Raw genomic sequence first — 24,023 nt, 5'->3', positions numbered from 1 at the left:
ACTTTACAACCTTGATAACAAAATGATTAAACAGTTTTTCTAATGAGATACCTTTCTATTTTTATTGTTTTAATGTTTTTTTCATGTGAAAGTGAAATTAGAGAAAAAGAGGTAATTAGTGTTGCAGGTAAAAATTTAAGGGCCATAAACCATACTTACTATAATTATTTGTACGATAATGAACCAGCCACAAGAACATACACTTCTAATTTAACCATTAGTGATGATGGAATTGTTGCTATAAACAATACTGTGTTCCATTATTTTAATGATGATCCTACAAAAAACTACATATACACCACTAATTTAAATTACGTTTACAATTCTTTTAACCTAGTAGCTGAAGTACAAACAGAAAGTTTTTCTGATTTAAATGCAAACGTAAAAATTGTAAACACTTATGATTTTATTTACAATGCTAATAATGAAGTTATTGAAATAAATTATAGAAATAGTTTTGGAGATGTGCTAACCAAATACGTATTTAATTATGTAAATGATGCTATTAACAAACGAGTTGAATATTATGACAGTTTTGGTTTGGTATATTACAATGAAATAGAATTGTTAAAAGATAATACTGGTAAAATTTACAAACAATCTTCTAAAGGGCCAATATTAACAACCACTAATATAGACGCACTTTCTGAAGTTGTTCAAAAAGCAACTTTTGATACTTCTAATAACCTAGAAAGCCTCTCTATTAATAGTGAAATATACAGTGATTTTGCATACAGAAATAATGAAATTCCTGATTTTTTAAAAAATATAAATCTACCTTTTTTAGATGCTTTTCCTCATCATATTTTAATGAGTGATTTTAGCCAAATTGTGGCCGCCAACAATACTCATTTTGTTCATGCTGAATTGGCCAAAGATGCTTCGTCTTTTGATAAGCAGTACAAGTATACCTTTAGTTTAGAAGAATATCCTTTAACTGTTGAAGTAACATCAAACAATAGAACCATTGCTGAAACTGTTTACACTTACAACTAAATAATAGATGTTGTAAGCCCTTCTTTATCTTTATGATTTACCCTTAACTCTAAAGTATTTAGATTTACATATAGAGAGGCTTTTTCGTTTGCTAAAGACCAAGTGATATCTATTACATCATCACTATTAGAATTTATATTTATTGTTCCTGAAAATACGTTAGATGTATTTCTAAATCGAATTAGGTTTAGTTGTTTTAAAACGACCTCTTTTTGCAAACCTATGTTGATTTGATCTAATGATAAGTTAGTTCTATTAATTTCTTTATGACCTCCACTTCCTGCTTTGTCTGCAGCTTCATAATCATTTTTACCTGCAAATAAATCTAAATACCAAATTTGAGGAATTCCAGGCATAAACATTTGAATTGCTCTTGCAATTAAAAGCTTAGTTTCATCTTCATTTAAAGCACTAAAATAAGTAGCATTTACTTGGTAATAAGATATTTTATTGCCTTCTGCATCATATAAATTTTTAACCCTACCTCCTCTATTTAATATAGTTGTCATTATATTCTCAATTTCCTCATCTTTCAAAAGTCCTTGGTTATACTCACCTTCAACCTCTTTACCTTTTAAGTCTAAAACTGGAATTCCATCATGACAACCTAACATATTCACAGTTTTATAGTTTTTGTCGATAATTTCATGAATCCATTTAAATAAGGCTGTATTATTCTTAGATTCTATGGTATGAATGGTTAAACCTGGCAAGAAAAAATCGTAGATAAAGTAACCTTCTTTTGCAACTTCTTCATGTAACTTTACACCATATTCTGCATGAATTTCTGGCAATAACATTAAGTTATAATCATCTGCAATTGTTTTAATTTTACTTAAATAATCCCAAGTTCCTGGCTTATTAAAAAAGTTAGTTTCACCTACTTGTTTGTGTAAATACGCGAAAGCATCTAATCTTAAAATTTTTCCTCCAAAGTTGCTTACCTTTTTCAGAGTTTCTTGATAAAACTCCCAAATTAAATCAGATTTTGCGTTTACATCCATCTGACCTAAAAAAGTCGAATTCATATAAACATGATGCAAAACTTCTTGTTTAAAGTTATCGAAAGAACCAAAGTTTATGTTCTCTAGATTCTCCTCATCCTCAATTGCTTGATTAATTTCATTCAACAATTGATTTACGTCAACATTACTTTCTTGAACTATATTTTCAAGATCTTTTAGTTTGATAGGGTTTGGAGTAACTTTTTGATAAAAGGTATTCCAATAAGGTTTTAGAGATCCATCAGGAAATGGAACTTGCAAAACTGGCAAGCCAGATTTTCGCATAAAAAGTTTGTCTAAATATTCCTTTTCTGGAATCATGATTCCATTTTCATCTAAAGACCCTTTTCCTTCCCAAAAGGTATTCCAATTGATAAAAAAATCTTTGTATTTAGAGGCTTCACCTTTTTCTATTAAATCTTTAAATTGAGGTGATGCAACTGATAAATGATTTAGAACTATGTCGAATTTTAATTCGATATTTAATTGCTTTAAGTCAACTAAATCTTCTTTAGAAACCAATTCATCATTTAAATTATAATCGATGATAGAGAACCCTCTATCTAAATCGCTATTAAAAAAAGTAGGCAGCACATAGAATAAAGAAAAAACATCTTTAAACTCTGGTCTTTGAAAAAGTTTTACTGTATCACTAAGTTTAGTACCTATACTATCTGGATATGCATTAAACATTACTCCATTAGAAATTGCTTGATCTTTCATACAATAATTATTCTTTCAAATTAATTTCTTCTGGCAATCTGCCAACATTTTGAAGTTTTAAAGCTGCCAAATTTAACGCAATTTTCAGGCATTTTTCAATATCCATTTTTTGTATATATGCATACAAAAATCCAGACCAGAAAGCATCTCCTGCACCTGTTGCATCTAATACTTTATCAATCTTTACAGCTGGCATTTCTATAATTTCCTTGTCTTTTTGAGAAAGCTTTACACCTTCACTACCTAATGTTAAACAAATTAAATCTACACCTGCATTATGAAAATAGGTGAAAATTTCATCATGTGGCAGTATTTCTCCAAAGAATCTGCGCATATCATCTTCACTAATTTTTAATAAGGGATTATACTTACAATAAGCTTGTATTATTTTTACAGCTTCCTCTTTATTATCCCATAATTTATTGGCAAAGTTTAAATCGATACTTAATTTACATCCTAATTTATAAGCTTCTTCTGCTTTAGTAATGATTGTAGTTTGTGCTGGTTTTTTACTTAATGCAAAACAGGTTGTGTGAAAAACTTTAGCCGATTTTAATGCCTCTGTACTAATTTGTGATTCTGTTATAACACAATCTGCTTCTCTAAATGGTATAAAATCTGGAGTTCCAGAAGTTCTAGACACAAAAATGACAGACGTAGGCTTATCTTTTATAACTTGAACATAATCTGTTTTAACATTAGCCGTATTTAATTTATCTAAAACGTAATCTCCAAAACCATCTTTACCAACTGTAGAAATGAGGTAGGTATTTAAACCTAACCTAGCAGTGTTCATAGCAACGTTTGTGGGTGAACCTCCAAGATACCTATGGTAATCTTTGGTTTCGTTAATCTTCTTTTCAGATTGATGCCCAATAAAATCGATTAGCACCTCTCCTACACATAAAATATCAATAGGCTTAGACAAAATAATACGTATTTAGTTTCGTCTAAAACTACAATACATTATTATTTAAGAGATAGTGTTCTAAAAATAATTATCGTTTAAGCTTACGAAATGGTTTTCGTAAATGTAAAAATCAAGTATTTTTTGAAATAAAATATTAAATGGTATTTTTTTCTATCTTGTAATTCTAATCAACTAAATTATATTGAATGTTATCAATAATTACTTTTATTGGCTTTACAGCCCTGGTTGCTTTTATAGCCTGGTATGCTACTAGAAAAACAGATGAAACCACTGCAGATGGCTACTATTTAGCAGGCAGAAGTCTAGGTGCAATTACAATAGCAGGCTCATTATTACTAACCAATTTATCAGCAGAACAAATAGTTGGTTTAAATGGTGCTGCTTTTAAAGAAGGATTAATGGTTATGGCTTGGGAAACTTTGGCAGCTATTGCAATAATATTTGCAGCCATTTTTCTACTACCAAAATACATGAAGTCTGGTATTACTACTATTCCAGAGTTTATTGAAACAAGATTTGACAAGCAAACTAAGGGCCTTTTATCTCTTTTATTTTTAATTGCCTATGCTATAGTATTGTTACCTACTATTTTATATTCAGGGTCTATTGCTTTTAGTACTATGTTTGATTTACCTGCAGTTTTTGGTATTTCTGAGTGGAGTGTAATTTGGGTTTGTGTATGGAGTATAGGAATAATCGGAATTTTTTATGCCATTTATGGAGGTTTGAAAGCTGTTGCTGTTTCAGATTTAATAAATGCAATAGGACTATTAGTTGGTGGAATATTAATACCCGTTTTTGGATTATTACTGGTAGGTGATGGAAGTATTGCTGATGGCTTAGAAACGTTATGGAACAGCAATCCAGAGAAATTTAATATGGAAGGTGCTGTAGATTCTTCTATACCTTTTGGTACGCTTTTTACAGGTATGATGTTGGCTCAGATTTATTATTGGGGAACAAACCAATCTATTTTACAGCGTGTTTTTGCTGCTAAAAGTTTAAAAGAAGGTCAAAAAGGAATGATGCTAGCTGCCCTAATAAAATTTGTAATTCCGATTATAGTAGTAGTTCCAGGTATTATTGCTTTCCATATTTTTGGAAATGAGTTGGGTAATCCAGATCAGGCTTATCCTGCATTAGTTAAAAAGGTATTACCCACTGCTTTTGTTGGCTTTTTTGCAGCAGTTTTATTTGGTGCAGTATTAAGTTCTTTTAATAGTTTATTAAATAGTAGTGCAACTTTATTTGGTTTTGACTTGTATAAAATGTACTTTAAAAAAGATGCAACAGAGCAAGAAACTGTAAAAGCGGGTAAACGATTTGGACTTTTAGTTGCAGTAATTTCTATGACAATTGCACCCTTTATAGTACATGCTCCAGATGGTTTATTTAGTTACATACAACAATCTTTAGGTAGTTTAAGTGTGCCAATTCTAGCTGTTGTAGTGGTTGGTGTTTTTTCCAAGAAAGTACCTGCTATTGGAGCTAAAATTGTTTTAACTATTGGTGTTGGTTTGTATTTAGTAAGCCTTTTAATCTTAGAACCATTATATAGAAATGCTGCTGTAGAAGAAGCTATGGCTCAAAATATTACAGATGCTGCACAACTAAGCATTATTAAAGCAGAGGCTTACCCTCATTACTTGCATGTAATGGGTATTTTATTTGTTTTTAATGTATTGGTAATGTTTATATCTAGCAAAATTAAACCTAAAAAAGACGCTTATATACCTAAAGTCACAGATTCTTTAGACGTAACTCCTTGGAGATATACCATTATTTTTGGAGTTATAATTGCAATTCTTGTTTTAGGAACTTACATTATTTTCTAAACTAAAAGTCATGAAAAAAACTTGGTGGAAAGAGGGTATTGTTTATCAAATTTATCCTAGATCTTATAAAGACAATACAGGTAATGGTGTTGGAGATATTCTAGGAATAATAGAAAAGTTAGACTACATAAAATCTCTTGGTGTAGATATTATATGGCTATGCCCTGTCTATGAATCTCCTAACGATGATAATGGTTATGACATTTCTGATTATAGAAATATTTCTGATGAGTTTGGAGGTAATGACGCCTTTGATAGCTTGCTAGAAGAAATGCATAAAAGAGATTTAAAACTAGTAATGGATCTAGTTTTAAACCATAGTTCTGATGAACATAAATGGTTTAAAGAATCTAGAAAATCTAAAGACAATCCTTATCGTGATTATTATTTTTGGCAAGAGGCTAAAAACGGCAAGGAACCAAATAATTGGAAATCTTTTTTCAGTGGCTCTGTTTGGCAAAAGGATGATATTACAGATGAATATTTTCTTCATCTATTCACAAAAAAACAACCCGATTTAAATTGGGAAAATCCAAAAGTTAGAGAAGAAATTCACAATATTGTTGAATTTTGGTGTAAAAAAGGAGTTGATGGTTTTAGAATGGATGTAATTTCTTTAATTTCTAAACAGACTGATTTTCCTGATAGTCATGTTCCAGATAATTATGGAGAAACAATTAAAACTTATTATGCAAATGGACCAAAAATTCATCAATATTTAAATGAATTAAACCAAAAAGTTTTGTCTAAATATGATATTATGACTGTTGGTGAAGGCCCAGGAATTGATTTAGAAACAGGACTAGATTATGTTCATGAAGATAGAAATGAACTGAACATGATTTTTCACTTTGGTCATATGTTTATAGACAATGGTGTTGGTGGCAAATACGATCCTATTGAGGTTTCATTACCAACATTTAAAAAAGTATTTAATGATTGGGATGCTAAAATTTATCCTAAAGGTTGGGGAAGTATATTTTTAGGCAATCATGATTTTTCTAGAATGGTTTCACGTTTTGGTAATACAGAAGAATATCATAATAAATCAGCTAAATTATTGGCGCTATTATTATTTACCATGAGAGGAACAGTATATGTTTATCAAGGTGATGAAATTGGCATGACAAACGTAGCTTATCCTGATATTAGTTATTATAATGATGTAGAAACCTTAAATAGCTACAAAGAGGCATTGGCTAAAGGTAGAGACATGGATGCTTTTCTTAAATTAGTGCATAGGCAAAGTAGAGATAATGCAAGAACTCCTATGCAATGGAATTCCTCTAAAAACTCAGGGTTTTCTGATGCTGTACCTTGGTTAGAAGTCAATTCTAATTACACACAAATCAATGTAGAAAATCAAGAGAAAGACAAAGATTCTATTTTACATTTTTATAGAAAAATGAGCAGATTTCGTAAAACAAACAAAGTAATGGTTTATGGGGATTATGAGTGTTTGAATGAGGATGATACCAACCTCTATTTTTACAATAGATATAATGATGCAGAAACTTATATTATACTATTAAATTTTAGTAATAAAAAACAAACTTTAGATTTCGCAAAATATGATTTAACGAATACTGATCTTGCTTTATCTAATTATTCAGAAAATTTTGATGCCTTTCTACAACCTTGGGAGGCTCAAATTAGAAAATATAAATCTTAGAAGGTATTTAATCTTTTTTTGAACTCATCATCAGCTTTACTGTAATTAGAGCAACTACAATTGTAAGAACTAAAAGGGTTAGAAAACTTATTTTTAAATTAAAGGTATTAGAAATATATCCTAAAATTACTGGCCCTAAAAGAAAACCACCAAAACCAATTCCTGAAACCATAGAAATACCTACAGATGCCTTTACACCATCAATTTTACCAGCAACTCTGAATACTTCAGGAATAATTACAGATAATCCTAACCCAATTACACCAAAACCAATTGCAGTTATGATAAAGTTGGTTGTTAATACACAGCTATAACCTGCAATTGCCAAAAGACTTCCTAAGAATATAATTTTTACAGATCCTATTTTTGCACTTATTCCGTCACCAAAAAAACGACCAATAGTCATCATAATAGAAAATAGCAAAAAGCCAATTCCTGATAAACTCGTATTTTGAATATTTACAATTTCTAATAGGTAAATACTGCTCCAATGTTCAATTGCACCTTCACTACTCATAATAACCAAAGCAATAATAGCAATAGGTATTACTGGTTTTAATACTTTAAAAGAGAAGCTATTACTTTCTTTAGTTTGATCTGCTTCATTGATAAATACATAATTTCTAAACAGAAATAGGTTCACGAGAATAATTGCTGCTGCAATTAATATCATATGATAAAAAGGCACATTAATTACACCAATTAAAATACTACCAATTGATGCCCCAATTACGCCACCTAAACTAAAAAAACCATGTGCTGAAGACATAATGTTTATATCGTCTCTTTTTTCAATTTCAGATACTAAGGCATTCATTGCTATATCTGTTATTCCAGAAAATATACCCACAATAAAAAGTGAAATACAAAGCGCAACATAACTCGTTACAAAAACAGGTAAAGTAAAAGCTAAAGCAAAAATGACAATCCCTAAAAAAGTTAGTATACCTAAACCTATTTTCTTTATTAATAGGGGTACTAAAGGTAAAAAGGATATGATACCAAGAGCAACACAAAATAATGCAAAACCAATTTGAGCATCATTTAAGTTTAGATTTGCTTTTACATTGGGTATGTAAAGCACCCAAGTACCAATCATTATATTTAAAGAACAAAAAACCCAAACTACTGAGAAATATCTTTTGTTCGTAAGAATGAGTTTTAAAGAATTCATCTAATTATTTATTTATAGAAATTGTTTTTTCATCTACCCCAACTCCTTTTAAAATTAAAGAGTTCCATTCTTTTGGCAATTTTACTTTTAACTCTTCAACACCTTTTTCTGTAATGTCTAAACCTCCTAAACCAAATAAAACAGATTGTAACATACCACCTGCTCCTGTAGCAAAATAGGGATTTGTACCACCAGCAGTTTCAGCTAAGACTCCAAAAGGGGCCAACTCATTTGGCTGATAACTTTTCTCAAATAAATTATATGATTTTTTTACATCACCTAACCTAGCATACAATACAGACAAAATTGCATTACCCATTGCTGGTCCTGTTTTAGACAATTTAGGTTCGTAATATTCTAAGTCTTTTAAAATATTTTCTTTATCTGTTACTACTTTTAAAGGATATGCCAATAAATTAACATCTGCCTGCTTAATAATTACTCCATCATAGGTTGCGTTTTCTTTTGTTGTGCCATCAGGAAATTTTAAAATTGGAATATTTTTAGCTACATGTCTCCAATCAGGATTTGGAGTTTTGCCTAAGGCTTCAGAAGCTTTGGAGGCATATTCTAAAACCGTTTTTACCATACCATTTGTAAAGGCATTGTTGTCTATATTTTCTTCCCATTCATTAGCGCCAATTACATTTTTAATTTCGTAATTGTTTTCGCCATTTCTTTCTACTCTGCTTGACCAAAAATCGGCAACTTCTTTTAAAACAGGATACCCTCTTGAAGCCAACCATTCTTTGTCTTTTGTAACTTGATAGTATTTATAGAAAGCCCAACCTACTGTAGCTGTAATATGCTGCTGAAATGGGCCAGTTAATGCCCAAACAGGAGTATCTTCTGAGCCATCTTCTGCAGATTCCCAAGGAAACATTGCCCCATCATAACCATGTGCAAATGCATTATCTTTTGCTGCTTGTAGTCTTTCAAACCTGTATTCCAAAAGTGATTTTGCAATTTCTGGTTGTAACACCAATAATGGTGGATACATCCATAATTCTGTATCCCAAAAAACATGACCATTATAACCTAAACCAGATAATCCCATAGGCGATAATGAATAAGCTGTACCTTTTCTAGCAAAGCTATACAAATGATATAGTGCAGACCTAACTGCTTTTTGTGATCTTAAATCGCCATCAATTTCAATATCACTTTTCCATAAGTTTTTCCATGCATTTTCATGTGCTTTTTCAAGACGATCTATACCTTCTAATCTTGCAAAAATAGTTAACCTCTCTACTTCATTATGAGGATCGTTATTGTGTACAGAAGACATACTGCTACCTACTAAGGCAAATCTATAGGTTTCACCTGCCTTTAATTTTTTCTTAAACTTCATTAAGTGCATGTTGTAATCCCAATCTTCGTGAATAATTTTTGGTTCATTTCCATGATCCTCAGGAAAAATGAAAGAAGTTGATGTGGCTACTTTTTTTCTTCCAGGACTAAAAGCTACAGAAGACATTAATGGAATTAAAACATGAGGTCTATCTATTTCTGCATATAAATTACGAACATCTTGTAAATGATCTGGAGCAGAAATAAAGTTAATAGGCACAATTTCTACATCTTTTTTTGCAGTAATCTCTACAATACCCATTGAATTGAATGGTAAATTTCTTAGTGACATCATTTCTTGCTTTACACTAATTTTATCACCTACATTAAAAGTGGTAATTAATTTAGCTGTTTGCATATTTAAAGTTTGCCTGTAATCTGATATTGTATTTTTAGAAATACGGTTTCCATCTACCTCTAAATGCATATTCATATGACTAAAGGTTTTTAAAATATTACTTACTCTACCTCTTTGATAATAATCGTAAACGCCATTAAGAATAACTTCATTCACTTTCAAAGGTTCTGGAGATGAAACCATACCTACCATTCCATTTGCAACTGTTATTCCATAGTAATTATTGGCATCAATATTTTTACCTACAATATGCCAAGGAGATTGCTCTAAATCTTGAGCTTGTAAAAAAGAACAGCATAAAATACTTAAAATGTAAAATTTTATTTTCATGATTATTTAGTTTTAATTCTTAGGATTTCGCTCTTTTAAAGCGAGCGTTCTATAAGTACTTCCCCAATTATTGTTATTTACGTTATTTGGATTACCATCTTTGGTTAATAATGCATCTTGATCATCTTCATCGTACTTCCATAACCAAGCCGTTAAAGAAATTCCAGACTCACTTAAAAGTTTTAACATGATACTTGGATTCATAAGCACACCTGAATTTACAGGAGCTATTTCACCAAAAAATATGGGTAACTGATTATTTTCTAGAGCCAAAAGTCGTTGAGAAATATCGTCTTCAGATTCTAACAACCATTTTTCATAGGCATGAATATCAAACAAAACATTTGTTTTACCACTTAAAAATGAATTACCAACATTGAGTAAAACGCTTTCATCTTGACCTTGCTCTGCACATGGAATTAATACAATATTCGAAGATTTATTACGAACAAGATTATACAACTCAGTCATGTCGTTCATCCAAATTTCATCTGTATAACCATCTGCTCTGTCAAAACGATAGGGTTCATTCCAAACTTCAATCCAAACATCATCGTCATTCTGAAAAGTAGCAGCCCATAATTCTAATTTTGCTTTAAAATCGTTATAAAAAAAAGTTTCAGTAGGCCTTTTGCCTGTGAATAAATGATCAGGTGTACCATCCCAACCAAAAGGGCATAAAATAGTAATTAAATTATTTGCTCTATTTTCTGCAACAATAGCTTCTAAAGAATGTAGCCATTGATTGTTTGCATCTAGAATTGGTGCACCATTAATAGGATTCTCTTTAACATTACCTATAAATTCTCTTGTAATGTCTAAATTCCAAGTTTGTAAATCTTTGCTACCCACACCAAAACTTTGCAAAGTGTTTGCCCCTATTAATTGCAAGTTCTTTCCATTTAGCATGATTTTATCATCAGAGATATTATAACCCTCAGATATACCATTATCAGTTGGTTCATCTTTACTACATGCAAAAATGGCAAATACAATCAAACTTATCAGAATGATATATTTTGTAATGCTATGTAGTTTAGAAAAATTCATTTTACACAATTAACTAAGCTTTTTAAAATAGTTTATCTGGTTTTACTAATTTATTTAAAGATGAAATATTAGCTTCTGAAAGTAGTGATAACCCAAATTGAAAAGAAGCGTTCATCCAACCAAAACCTTCTTGGGTAATGTACTCAAAATCGGTGCCTACATTTCCATATTCTGCAAACACTTTGTGAGTTGCAGCTACAACATCGTATTTTTCAGGTATTGTACCATTATAATTTACGGCATTGATGGTTATCATATACAACCATCTGTACACTAATTCTTGTAATTCCTCTTGAAAATCACGGGCTTTTAGGCCTTTCCAAATCATCATTTGATGAGGAGCCCAACCATTAGGATAATCCCATTGACGTTGAATTGCATTATTGGGTAAGTTAGCATTCATGGCTCTTGAAGTACCTGCAATACCACCTGATTCTTTTAGTTGATTCATTAGAGAATGAACCATTTTTGGAGCATCGTTTTTGTGAATACCTGTCCATAGAGGAACAAAATTAGAAGCACTTACAAAATGAGTTTGTTGTTTAGTTTTAAAGTTATAATCAAAAAACTGACCTTTTTCTTGATTCCACATCAAAGCATACATTGTTTCTAGCCTTTTCTCAGCCTTATTTTTCCATTCAGTAGAAGTGTATTTATCGAATTTATCATTAAAATAAGTAGCAATAATATGTGCAAAATCAGATTCGTATTTATACAGTAAACTATTTAGTGTTACCGTATTTAAATCTGCACAAACATTATCTAATCTCCATGATGTATCATGACCAGATTCACGTAAACTTCTATCATGTGTAAAATAGCTATCTAATTCTGATTCTTTTATTTTACCTAATTGATATTGCTCTATAAATTCTTCAATATTCAATTTATATTTTTCAGCATATACAGCTAAAACATCATCAAAATGGCCTTTTTCAGTTTCTGGAGGAATGCCTAAACCTTCTGCAAAATATCTATTTAAACCATTATTTGTTAATCGTTTACCTTTAACCATCCAAACAGTTTCGTATTCTTTAATTGCAGTTGTAAGATGACTCTCTAACCAATTGGTATTTTGTGTAACCTCAAACACATCTAAAACTAAACTTGTGTAAAATGGAGGTTGAGTTCTAGTTAAATAATAACTTCTATTTGCATTTAAAATTTTACCATAATTCTCAATCTGATATTGAAAATTATCTGCCATAGCTTGAGCTAATTCAACTTTACCATCACAAAGTAAACCAATAGCCTCAAAATAACTGTCCCAACCATACATTTCATTAAATCTACCTCCAGGAACTACGAATGGCACTGCTTTAATTTCGTTTTGATTTTCCTCTAATTTCAAGCTTAATATACCAGGTTTATTATTAATTGATTTTACAAAATCTGGAGTAATATCAACAGGTAACTTGGTTGTTTTAATAGGTAATTTATTTTCTAAACTTGTGTAGTATGTGTAAGCCAACTCATCTGAAAAAGGCACGTAAACTGGTAAAACACTTGCTGTAAGTTCATCATTTTTAGTATCAGAAATCAGGGCTTCAATACCTAATTCATCCATACTTCTTGTTAGGCCTTTCCAATAGAAATCTTTTATCATTCTAGAAATTCTATTGGCAGGTAATTCAATAATATTTTTAAGTTTGATATCAGCAAAGGTTTTACCTAATTGCTTCTGAATTACTAATTCTTGTAATAAGTTTGATAAATGATAAGTACCTTCAATAAGCATTGATTGGCCATCTTCTGAAATTAAGTTAAACGCTTTTGGACCTTGATCTTCAATGGTAATTTTTTTATCACCATCTGTATCTTCCTGATTCAACAAATTATTAATATTATTTTGTATATGAACTTTAAAAGTCATTAGGCAACCACCGTTTTTTTCTTAGACATTCTATCTATCAATAAAACAAAAATAATTAGCAAAATCATTGGAATTAATAAAAAGTAAAAGGCATTTGCTCCACCCACAGTTTCAAATAATTCACCAACTACTCTTGAGCCAATTGTACCTCCTAAAGCAGAAAAAATGATGATTAATCCAGACATTGCAGAATGTAATCTTTTGGGTAAAGAACTTAATACTGTAGAGTTTAATAGTGGATAAATTGGAGCTATAAACAAGCCTATTAGCGGTAAAATAAAACCTAAAATTGGAACATCACCAATAGCTGTAATTTCTACAAGATCTGTACTTTCTTTTAATTGAGGTAGTACAAAAAGTAAAATTGCCCCAGAAATTACAATGCAGATTACTACCAATATTACCCAAGAAATTCGTTTGGTTAAATAACCTGCTACAAATCGACCAAGAGCCAAAGAGAGTGCAAAAATTATAGCCATTTGTACACTTAATTTTTCTGAGAAAAAGAAAATCTTTTCATTAAAACGTGGAAGCCATGTCATAATTCCCTGCTCTATCATCACAAAAAGAAAGGCAGAAATGATAAAGACTAAAACTAAAGGCACTATAATTAATTTAGCAGATGCTTTTATATCCTCTTGTAAACTATTTCCTGACTTTTCAACTTGATATTCCACCTTTGAAAAAAACAGAAATAAAAAAGAAATTAGAATTAAAAAACATAAAACGTAATAAACATTTAACCAGCTATTAGGATCATCTGAATAAAAGAATGGAAATAAAATATAGGCTAATGCAATACCAACCATGAAAAAGCCTTCTATAGAACTCATTAATGATGAATGTTCTTCTTTTGTTTCTGTAACCAACCCAATTAAGGAATACACAGATAATTTGATTAGTGCAAAACTAACACCAATTGATAAAAACAGCACTTTAGTATACACAAATGAGTTGCCAAAAATCATTACTAAGCAACCAAAGAAAACAATGGCTAAAGCTGTTAACATTGCTTTTTTGTAACCAAACCTTGGTAAAAAAGAGGCTATAAAAAAGGATACAATTGCAATTGGCAAATCTTTAAATGCTTCTAAAACCGAAGCTTGCGATTCAGAGACGCCATAAACATTTATAGATTTTGCGATAACAATACCAACACTATTTAAAAGAATAGCAAATACAAAGTAATTTAAATAAATTGAAATTTTGATTCCTAGGTTTTTCATAAATTTCAGCTTTAATTATTCCTTAACTACTTCTACATCATTATCAATTGAAGTTTTTGGAACATTTAAACGACTTGCTAAAAAAGCAGATATCACAAAGAACACACCTGCAAATAACATTGCGTTAACGGCATTATCACCTAAGATATATTTATAGATTGGTCCAAAGCTTAATGTTTGAATAAACATCGGAATTACAATCATCATATTTAAAATCCCCATATAAACTCCTCTTCGATCTTGAGGAACAATTTTAGAAACCATAGTATATGGAATTCCCATCATTGCAGCCCAGCCAATACCAAATAAAACCATAGGCACTAAAACTAGATTTGGATCTGAAATATATGGAATGGCAAACAAGGCTATTGCTGTACCTAACAAACTTAAAGCATATATTTTTTTACCACCAAATCTAAGAGTTAATGGCACTAATGCTAAAGCAACTAACATTGTTACTGTATTGTAAGTTAAACTCATTTTTGCTGCTTGAGAAGCGGCTTCTGATGTTGTATAGCCTAAGGTCTTTTTAAAAAGTGGTGTTGTAAATTGCCAGTAAATAAATAATGCATACCATTGAAAAAGATAAACCCCTCCAATTTTCCACATAAACTTTGGCATTTCTTTTACTGCATCTATAATCTCTGTAAATGGCTGTGTAATTCTTTGAGTAAAGGGCAAACCTTTAATCTTATTAATTTCTTCTAATTCTTCTTCTGCTGGTGGAATTTCTGGTGTTTTAAACACAGAGTATAATATAGTTGTAAGTGATAAAAACGCCCCTATAAAGAAGGAATAATACAACCACTGAGGAATTGTACCTGCTTCTTCTACAGATTCTCCTCCAAACCAATATTGAAACAGAACTATAGAGCCATTGGCCAATAAAATTCCTGCTCCTACAAATAAACTTTGCATTTGATAACCCAAACTTAGTTGTTTCTCTGGCAATTTATCGCCCACAAAAGCCCTGTAAGGCTCCATAGCCATATTGTTACCCACGTCTAAAATCCAGAGTAAACCAACTGCAAACCAAAGTACAGGACTATGAGGAAATGCAAACAAACAGATACTACCTAATAAGGCGCCTATTAAAAAGTAAGGTTTTCTTCTTCCCCATCTTTTAGACCAAGTTTTGTCTGACATAGCTCCAATAATTGGTTGTACAATTAAACCTGTTACTGGACCTGCAATATTTAAAATTGGAAGCATATCTTCTGGAGCTCCAAGGTATAAGAAAATAGGATTTATTGCTGTTTGCTGCAATCCAAAACTATATTGAATTCCTAAAAATCCGACATTCATATTAAAAATCTGCCAGAAAGATAATTTTGGTTTAGCTAGTTTCATATTTTGTATTTTAATCTTTAAAATAAAAACCCTATTTGGCCTTTATAAACACTCATTATTTTATCAATAAAGCTGATTTTTAAACGAGTTACAAGTATTAGTTAATTAAGCGTGTATCAGCAATCTATTTAATTATTATTATAAATCAGAATTAATTAAAAATAAAATTAAATTGAAACACCGAAAACGATTTAGATGCTTTCTAAATCGTTTCAATTTAATATTTAATTTCTAAATAAACTTAAACTAAAAAGGTCTTATTCATTTTTTACTGAATAAGACCTTTTCTAAATTATAAATTCTCTTATAACTTTAATTTGTAACAGCTAACTTTTGAGTAATATAAGAACCTACATTTCTACCTTGTTCTACTCCCACTTCTACAGCAGCTCTATAATGAATACCTCCATACATTCTGCTAATTGCAGCTTCATCTGCAGCATCTGCAAAAGAATCAAAACTTCTAATTGGTAATCCAAAAGGTACTTCTGTATCATCATCAAAAGCAAAGTTATCACCAAAAATTGAGGTTAACACGGTTGACGCTGCTCCTGAGACTACAGAGTGTCCACTTGTGTATTCTGGAAAAGGTGGTGTTTGTAAAATTGGCACCCAATCTGGATCTATATTTTGATTGATTAATGTTTCTGGACGAATTAAATTACTTCTGTATTTTTCATCCCAACAACTAATAAAAGCATCTGCTATAGCTAAAGAGGTTTTAGTGTATGCATTTACAGTTTCCATAAAATTTGCATCGGTTTTTCTTGCTGCAATTTTTACAATTCCAATCCAATGAGCACCTGGAGAAATTTTCTTTGTAGCAAACATAAAGTGACCTCTAGTTACTGATACAAAAGGATTACAGTCCCAAAATTGAGCAATTGCAATCTCTTCTGATGTATCACCTTCTTTCGTAATTTCTTCGCTAATTGTATATACTTCTAATAATTCTTTATAGAAATCTGAGTCTTTATCTAAAGAAAATTTTGGCGGTGGAATAGGCTTAAACTGGTCTGCAGTTTCTAACAGAAATGGTCTTATTTTATTCCAATGAGGTTCTATACCTTCCATATATGCAGGAGGTGTTGGTTGCCAACGAGAAGGATCGTCTGTATCTACAGTAAATTTTTCCATGGTTCTTGTTTGGCTATAATTGTCTTTATCCATCCAAGATTTTACATGTTTTACTACTTCTGATGCGTAATTTTTAGACGCAAGAAATTCTTTCTTATTGCTGTTTTCCCACTTTGCAAATAAAGAATCTTTTACAATATCAATTTTATCTTCCGAAAAAACCAACATTTTGCTAATTTCCATATGAGCAATTAGTGCTGATAATTTTAAATTAATTGGAACATCACTATTTGCTTTAGGTATTGCTTTTAAACCAGTAACAGTATTTGCTAAAGATGAATATACACTATCTTCTTGTACCATAATTTCGTAAGCAGCTATATTTGGATAAGCAAAAACTCTACTTGCTACTGGAGGAGAAAAGATATCATGAATCATTATTTGAGATACTTGATCTACTGAAGCATGATAATCTTCTGCTGAAATATTTATAGGTTCGTTAGAAGTATTACAGCTATAGAAAACTGCAATCACAAAAACGAACTTTACTGTTTTTAAAACGTTTTTTAATAAATTACTCATACATCTATTACTCTTATTTATTAGTATTTGTAATGAACGATTGCCCATTATTAGATAGCACTAACAAACTATCTTTTTTAATCGGAATTATTTTTCTACCAAAGAAATTTGTTGGAAGTTGTAACGATTTATTATTGGTGAAATCACCATTTACAAATTGAAACGAACCTCCTGAATTTGAACTACTTTTACCTAATTCCGTTACAAAACCATCAAAATTACCAGTATAATAAATTTGATTTCCATTGATATAAAAATCTTCAATAGTACTATACTGAGCTTCTTTTGGTAAAGGAAATTTTAGAAATGATTTACCATCATTTATAAATGCCATAGAACGTAATTCAAAAAGGGTTTTAGTGGTTAAAATATCTTTTTCTTCTTTTAACTCTAAATCTTCAATAGAATTTACCTCTGCAAAAGTAGCATATTTTAAAAACTTTTTCTTGATTATTGGTAACTGCTGAATAAGTTTTTCTTTAGTTGCAAAAGGTACGTTTGTTCCAAAATAGTCGTAAAAAATGATTGGGTCTATTTTGTAGTTTTTGTCAAAATCATCTACATACATCGTTACTGGTTTTGCAACACTAGCCTTCCATTTAAAATTTTGACCTGTATTCCCTGCTAAAATATCTAAGTTACCATCGTTATTTAAATCTTTTAAATCAATAACATTCCACATTCCATTGGTGTTTTCTAAACCAAATTCTTTTGTTTTATTTTCTAAATTACCCTCTTTATTGATAGACCAAACAGTTATTGGCATCCAGTCTCCTGCAAGAATAAGTTCTACAAAACCATCATTATTTAAATCGGCCCATTTACTGTCTGTAATCATTCCGAATCTTTTCTTAAACTGAATTTCGAAATTGTTGTTTCCAGTGTTTTTTAAAATGTAGCTAAAAGGTGATAAACCATAAGCATTTGGAATAGATCTACTGCCTATAAATAAATCTTGTAAACCATCATTATTATAATCATAAGAAGAAACAGAACCGCCATTTGTTGCTAAAAGCGTTGCATTCAATTTCGTAAAGTTGGCTTGACCATCGTTAATATAAACTCTATCTTCTAATAAAGGATCTCCCTCTTCGTAATCACTTCCACCACTTAAAGCGTAAATATCTAAATCATTGTCATTATCTATATCTAAGGCAATTGCATCTACATCTTCGTACATAGCATCCTCTTTAAAGATGGGCAATTCTTTTGGAGTAAAATTTCCTTTTGCATTTTGCATAAATAATACTGGCTCTTGGTTTCTTGCACCTCCTATAAAAAGATCTTTTAAACCATCTCCATCAAAATCTGCTTGCACATAAGAAGGCCCTTCTGTAGATAATTTTTCTGGAATTAAACCTTCTTTTTCATAATCTAAAAAAGTATTCTCTTTATGTTGATACGAAAATTCTTGAGGTTGAGATTTATCAACTTTATTGTAAGAATAAACTGATGTTTGTTTCTTTACAACCTCATGTTCTTTATTTACAGCAAGGTCTTTTAAGACGGTCTTAGTATTATCACTCCAAATAATTTGAAGGGAGTCTATTTTTGCGATATCTGCTAAACCAAAATGTACTTTTCGAGTAGAACTAGATAAAAAGCCTTTTACAGTATGCTGTTCTTTGTAAAATGTTTTTCCTTTAGCAAACAAATAAAGCTTTGTTCCATTTGAATTTAAACCTTTATTTTCCTCAAAAATATTTAAAGAAATATAATTTCTATCTTCTGATTTATTTTCTAAAATTGTTGCCTTTTCATTTATATTATTGACAACAATATCTAAATCTCCATCCAAATCTAAATCTGAATAAGCAGCTCCATTAGAATAGGTTTCTGAGTAATTTTGTTTGCTTTTATTAAATTTTAAATCGCCCTTATTTGTAAACAACACATTTTGAAGTTTCAAAGTAGGCATTACATCTATTAACTTTTGCTCTAAAGTATCTTGCAAAGTTTCTGTGTACTTTGCAAAATCGACGTTACTGATATAATTGATGTAATCTAAATCGTTAGGCCTTTTGTATATTCCGTTTGTAATGTAAATATCATTTAAACCATCATTATTATAGTCTAAAATAAGAGGAGACCAGCTCCAATCTGTAGCATGTGTATTTGTAAAAAGAGCTACATCTTTAAAATAAGTGTCATGATTTAATTGCAAATGATTTCTAGAATATTGCTGCTGAAAGCCAAAAGACTTTTTAATTTCATTTACTTTATCTGAATCTTCACCTCCAGATTTTAGAAATACATCTGCTTTGTAAGGCATCATGTCTAGAGTAATAATATCTGGTTTTGTATCATTATTTAAATCGCCAGAATCTACACCCATTGTAAATCTAGAAGTATGATTAAAGTAAGTTTCACTAGATTCTGTAAAAGTTTTATCGCCATTATTGATGTATAAATAATCATTTTCATGAAAATCGTTCCCAACATAAATATCGATAAAACCATCTTGATTTACATCTGTTGTTGTAATTGCCAAACCATAACCCAAAGCACTGTTATAAATACCTGCGTCTTTGGTTACATCTTTAAATTTAATTTCGCCTTTTTCTGATTGATTTTCAAACAAAATATCACCAGCTAAAACATCACTTTTATTTCTTAACTCTTTATTTCCATACGAGTATGTAGAATGTACAGAATGATTTAAAAGATACATATCTACATCACCATCTTTATCATAATCAAAGAAAGAAGCTTGTGTAGAAAATCCAGAAAAATCTAAACCATATTCTTTGGCTTGCTCTTTAAAGTTGTTGTTTCCTTGATTGATGTACAGTTCGTTTTTAGCCTGTAAGCTTTTGTAATTACCCACTTTACAAACGTAAATATCTAGCAAACCATCGTTATTGATATCTACCATTGTTACTCCTGTAGACCAAGTATTTTCTTTACTAATATTAGCGGCTAAAGAAATGTCTTCGAACTTTAAATTTCCTTTGTTCAGGTATAATTTATCTGCTTTTTGATTGGCTGTAAAGTAAATATCGTCTAAACCATCGTTATTAATATCACCCAGAGCAACTCCACCACCATTGTAATAATATAGATATTCAATAATATTTAAATCTCCTTTTGGTGATAATTCATTTGAAAAATCAACACCAGAAAAGCTAGCTTTAACTTCTTTAAACTGAGTGTCAAGTTTATTTTTTGAATCTTTATTCTCTTTATTTTGAGAACAGCCAATTAGAGCAAGTAACGTTATTAAACCTAATTTTTTAATCATAATTAATAGTTGTAAACGTTTATAGAATCATTATTTCTAGTAATAAATAATTGATTGTTAATAATTTTAAAATCTCTTATTTGACCTTTTACTTTTAACCCTTTTCCAGACTTATAAAATTCAAAATTTAGGTTTCCATTATTTTCTAGATAAGTACCAAATGAGGCATCATATCTACCAAATTCTGGTTTTACTCCATTTAAATTACCACCCAAAATAATATCTTGATCACCATCATTATCAAAATCGGATATTGCTATTGCATAAACTGGAGAAAGTTGCGCTTCTAAAGGTAAATTTAAAACATCGAACTTAAAATCTCCTTGGTTAATTACTATTAAAGAACTTAATGTATTTGCCTCTAGCTTTGTACTCTCCTGCAACTGTGTTTCTGTAAAAATATCTGTTATTGATGCGTTTTTAAATGATTGATAATCTGGATATTTCTTACTCAAATATTTTAGCTGATCTACTAAATTATGACGAAGTGCATAAGGATACAATTTACCATCTTCACCTGTGAATGATAATATTGGATCTAAGAATCCATTTTTATCATAATCATTAACAAACAATTGAATAGGATTTTCTTTACTGGCCTTAAATCTACTATTTAAACCATGATTTCCTAGTACCAAATCTAAATCTCCATCATTATCTAAATCTGCTTTTTCTAAAGTATTCCACCATCCTTTTAATTCTGCAAGTGGATGATTTTGCAACTTAGAGAATACGCCGTTTTTGTTCTGAAAAACATGAATTCCCATAAACTCGCCAACCACCACTAAATCTTCAAAACCATCTTTATTTATATCGATAAATAAAGCATCAGTAATCATTCCTAAATCCTTAAAGACGTTTGTGTTTGAATTTTCAAAATTTCCTTTACCATCATTTAGTAATAAAAAACCTGAACCTGGTACTCCATAAGAATTAGGTATTGCTCTTTCACCTACAAACAGATCTAAATCATTATCATTATCTACATCAGCAACTGTAACTGTACTAGAACTATGGTAACCTTGTTTGGTAGGCAATTTTTGTTTTGACAAGGTGTAATTACCTAAACCATCATTTATATACAACTTATCTAAATAGTTTGCACTAAATTTTGTAGTTTCTATACCTCCACTACAAACATATAAATCTAAATCACCATCTGAATCTGCATCAAACAAAATGCTCTCTGCATCTTCTGCAGCTCTTTGTAGTTTGAAACTTTCGTTCTCTTGTTGTACAAAATTATTGTCCTTTTGTAAAAATAAGGTAGATGTTTTTCCTTTAGAACCTCCTATAAAAATATCATCTTTACCATCGTTATTGACGTCTCCAACACTCATTTTAGGGCCTTCAGTACTTCTCATAAAAGGCAACAAACGTTCTACATTAAAATCTACATAATTATTTTCTTTATGCTTAAAATCTAAAACATTTTCTGCTTTCGTAAACAGTATATCATTAAACTTTGAAGGTGCTACTGCATCTGTAGCATCTTTTTCGAATAATGTTACTGTTTGATCTGCTTGCAAATCACTAACGAAAGTAGATTTACCTGAAGGCCAAGTAACGATTAATGACAATTCACCAGGGTTTATAAAACCAAAATTTGGTCTATTATCCATAGAAGACTGGAAACCTCTTACAGGTTGTTGCTCTAGAAAATAGTGCTCTGTATCATTAATTAATTCTAATTTAGCTCCTATAGCATCTTTGTTAACTCCTTCTCCTTTTAAAATTACTTTTAAAAAATGCGTGTTCTCTGCATTGTTTTGGTAAACAAACAATGGCATATTTACGTTATTCACAATAAGATCTAAATCACCATCATTATCTAAATCACCATAAGCAGCACCGTTAGAAAAGCCTTTGGTATCTAAACCATTTTGTGTTAGTTCAAATGTTAAATTTCCCTGATTTAGGTATGCATGATTTTTTACCTTATTAGAAGGAATAATATCAATTAGTTTTTTATAATCTACCTTGTCATTAGTAACGATAGATTGAATAATTTCTTGGTTTGATACGTATCTTAAATAATCTTGATCCGTAAGGTCTTTATAAATTCCGTTTGCGATAAATAAATCTTTTAAACCATCATTATTCATATCAAAAAAGATGGCACCCCAACTCCAATCTGATGCTTCTACACCACTAAATCTACCTATTTCATTAAAGGTTAAATCTGTATTATTTAGCTGTAACATGTTTCTGGTAAACTGATGATAATAATCGTTTTTTAGATTGTATTGGTATTTGTTCCAATCTTCAAAAGTGGTTACTGTTTTTAATCTTTCATATTCGCTTGGCAACATTTCTGTTACAAAGATTTCATTAAAACCGTCGTTATTAATATCTGCAGCATCTGCACCCATAGATGCACCGCTAATTGAATTAATTGAAGTAGTTAACTGCTCTTTGAAAGAACCATTTTGCTGATTGATGTACAAGTAATCTCTCTCGAAAAAATCGTTAGAAATATACATATCTTCCCAACCATCATTATTAAAATCGCTAACTGTAATTCCTAAACCAAAACCAATTACACTACCATAAATTCCTGCTTTTTCACTTACATCTACAAATTTTCCATCTCTGTTTTCGAAAAATTTATCACCTCCTAAAACATCTCTTTTTGGTCTTTCGTTTTTGGTAAGGTTAAAACTTCCAATAGCTTGATAAGAGTTATTTAAAAGGTATACATCTAAATCTCCATCTTTATCATAATCAAAGAAAGATGCATGTGTAGAAAAGCCTAAATCTGCCAAACCATATTCCTCTGCACTTTCTGTAAAGGTTAAATCTCCATTATTGATAAATAGTTCATTTTGTTTGTTATCTCCTTGAACATCACCAGAATTACAAACATAAATATCTAAAAAACCATCTGCATTTATATCTACCATAGAAACACCTGTAGACCATGCCTTTGTGCCTACTATTTTAGAAGTTTCAGAAATATCTTCAAATTGAAAATTACCTTTATTTAAGTATAACTTATTATCTGATAAATTTGAGGTTAAATACACATCTTGCAAACCATCATTATTGATATCACCAATAGCTACACCTCCACCATTATAAAAATTTCGATATTTATACACATTAAAATCATTGGTAGATTCTAAGTTATTTTCGAAGCTAATACCAGTTACTTCTGGAGGTAATAACTCGAATTGTGTTTTTTCTTTTTGCTCATTATTACATGCAAAAATTATTAGTAGTAGAATAAATGGGAGTTTTCTTAACATTCT

Annotated in this window: 14 protein-coding genes; 3 read left to right on the top strand and 11 right to left on the bottom strand. The window is 30.4% G+C overall.

Going from position 1 to position 24,023, the window contains the following annotated elements; translation table 11 throughout:
• The first annotated feature begins 42 nt into the window (after nt 1-42).
• Complete coding sequence (locus tag V7R38_RS12475) at nt 43-996, top strand: hypothetical protein (RefSeq protein ID WP_334058917.1); 954 nt, start codon at nt 43-45, stop codon at nt 994-996.
• Here the strand turns inward: V7R38_RS12475 and V7R38_RS12470 are convergent.
• Nucleotides 993-2,723 carry a glycosidase gene (locus V7R38_RS12470; protein ID WP_334058915.1) on the bottom strand — a complete coding sequence of 577 codons (1,731 nt, stop codon included), beginning with the start codon at nt 2,721-2,723 and terminating at the stop codon, nt 993-995. The two genes, V7R38_RS12475 and V7R38_RS12470, sit on opposite strands and share 4 nt — an antisense overlap.
• Nucleotides 2,724-2,730: 7 nt before the next feature.
• Nucleotides 2,731-3,651, bottom strand: coding sequence for a carbohydrate kinase family protein (locus tag V7R38_RS12465; RefSeq protein WP_334058914.1), 921 nt, complete (start codon nt 3,649-3,651; stop codon nt 2,731-2,733).
• A gap of 188 nt (nt 3,652-3,839) precedes the next feature.
• On the opposite strand from V7R38_RS12465, the gene V7R38_RS12460 reads away from it, so the two are divergent.
• Both V7R38_RS12460 and V7R38_RS12455 read left to right on the top strand, forming a co-directional pair.
• A complete protein-coding gene (locus V7R38_RS12460; RefSeq protein ID WP_334058913.1) occupies nt 3,840-5,489 on the top strand; it encodes a solute:sodium symporter family transporter in 1,650 nt (549 codons plus the stop codon).
• A 10-nt stretch (nt 5,490-5,499) separates the two neighbouring features.
• Nucleotides 5,500-7,161, top strand: a complete 1,662-nt coding sequence (locus V7R38_RS12455) for a glycoside hydrolase family 13 protein (RefSeq protein ID WP_334058911.1) — start codon at nt 5,500-5,502, stop codon at nt 7,159-7,161.
• 7 nt (nt 7,162-7,168) lie between these two features.
• Here V7R38_RS12455 and V7R38_RS12450 read toward each other — a convergent pair whose 3' ends face one another.
• From V7R38_RS12450 to V7R38_RS12410, 9 genes are all read right to left on the bottom strand, one after another.
• On the bottom strand, nt 7,169-8,335 hold the full coding sequence (locus tag V7R38_RS12450) for an MFS transporter (protein ID WP_334058910.1): 1,167 nt from the start codon (nt 8,333-8,335) through the stop codon (nt 7,169-7,171).
• A gap of 4 nt (nt 8,336-8,339) precedes the next feature.
• Nucleotides 8,340-10,373, bottom strand: a complete 2,034-nt coding sequence (locus tag V7R38_RS12445) for a glycoside hydrolase family 65 protein (RefSeq protein WP_334058909.1) — start codon at nt 10,371-10,373, stop codon at nt 8,340-8,342.
• Nucleotides 10,374-10,385: 12 nt separating this feature from the next.
• Nucleotides 10,386-11,423, bottom strand: a complete 1,038-nt coding sequence (locus V7R38_RS12440) for a cellulase family glycosylhydrolase (protein ID WP_334058907.1) — start codon at nt 11,421-11,423, stop codon at nt 10,386-10,388.
• Between the two features lie 22 nt (nt 11,424-11,445).
• Nucleotides 11,446-13,296: a trehalase family glycosidase gene (locus tag V7R38_RS12435; RefSeq protein ID WP_334058905.1), complete on the bottom strand. Its 1,851-nt coding sequence runs from the start codon at nt 13,294-13,296 to the stop codon at nt 11,446-11,448.
• The gene (locus V7R38_RS12430) at nt 13,296-14,522 is read right to left on the bottom strand and encodes an MFS transporter (protein ID WP_334058903.1); all 1,227 of its coding nucleotides are present in this window, start codon (nt 14,520-14,522) and stop codon (nt 13,296-13,298) included. The genes V7R38_RS12435 and V7R38_RS12430 overlap by 1 nt, the downstream gene beginning before the upstream one ends.
• Before the next feature lie 15 nt (nt 14,523-14,537).
• A complete protein-coding gene (locus tag V7R38_RS12425; protein WP_334058901.1) occupies nt 14,538-15,872 on the bottom strand; it encodes an MFS transporter in 1,335 nt (444 codons plus the stop codon).
• A 312-nt stretch (nt 15,873-16,184) separates the two neighbouring features.
• Entirely contained in the window at nt 16,185-17,531 is a 1,347-nt protein-coding gene (locus tag V7R38_RS12420; RefSeq protein ID WP_334058899.1) for a vanadium-dependent haloperoxidase, read from the bottom strand.
• A gap of 13 nt (nt 17,532-17,544) precedes the next feature.
• Entirely contained in the window at nt 17,545-20,772 is a 3,228-nt protein-coding gene (locus V7R38_RS12415; RefSeq protein WP_334058898.1) for a VCBS repeat-containing protein, read from the bottom strand.
• A gap of 2 nt (nt 20,773-20,774) precedes the next feature.
• On the bottom strand, nt 20,775-24,020 hold the full coding sequence (locus V7R38_RS12410) for a VCBS repeat-containing protein (RefSeq protein ID WP_334058896.1): 3,246 nt from the start codon (nt 24,018-24,020) through the stop codon (nt 20,775-20,777).
• Nucleotides 24,021-24,023: the final 3 nt, after the last annotated feature.

Origin of the sequence: Polaribacter sp. P097 (genome assembly GCF_036864555.1) — a bacterium.
Lineage (GTDB): Bacteria > Bacteroidota > Bacteroidia > Flavobacteriales > Flavobacteriaceae > Polaribacter.
Note: the sequence above shows the minus strand (reverse complement) of the source record. Positions and strands in the feature narration are given on the sequence as shown.